Source organism: Gluconobacter oxydans (assembly GCF_006539685.1).
Lineage (GTDB): Bacteria > Pseudomonadota > Alphaproteobacteria > Acetobacterales > Acetobacteraceae > Gluconobacter > Gluconobacter oxydans.
In genome coordinates, this window is record NZ_BJNM01000102.1 from 1 (window position 1) to 586 (window position 586).

1 protein-coding gene is annotated in these 586 nt (G+C 51.4%); it reads right to left on the bottom strand.

What is annotated here, in order from left to right:
- Positions 1–290: 290 nt before the first annotated feature.
- Positions 291–586, bottom strand: a 296-nt coding sequence (locus GOX01_RS12955) for a hypothetical protein (RefSeq protein ID WP_218023030.1), incomplete at its 5' end; no start/stop codon positions are given.

Genomic DNA, 586 nt, shown 5'->3' on the forward strand with positions numbered 1-586 from the left:
TCTGAGCAATCCGGACGGGCCGCAGCTTCAGAGTTGCGGAAAGGTTATGCATCGTCGGAATACCGTCTAATGCGAGCGGCGAAGTAGCGTGTCATCATCACTACAGACTAGTTGAGTGTAGTCATCCCGATCAACTCTTGTCCCAAGTCATCCCAAAGGTTGGCAATGGTCTCGTTGATAACCTGAATAACGCTTTGGCCCATGCAGGAGTTAAGACGCATCTTTCCTATCCAGCCTTCTGAGCAGTTCACATCCATACCTGGCCATGTCCATCTTAGAAGGCGGTCCTGCTAGTCTGATCCGTCTTTTAGGTCTCGGTCGCGGCCGAGTGCTGAGATGATATCCGAGCCAAGCTGTCGAGTATTTTTGCGCCCCCCATTTCCATTGAGTAGCGGCACGGATATTTCGGCAGCAATCATCCGCAGAACCTCGATGGCGTTCGTCACCTCTTTGCCATCGATTTTGAGGCGGATAGTCCCATTTTCATACTTTACGATGTGCTTATCTCCGAACCAAGCGTCGGCGATAATCTTCAAACCATCGATGATGGTTGACGGGTTTGCCCGACTGCCTTTGCGGAAAGTGG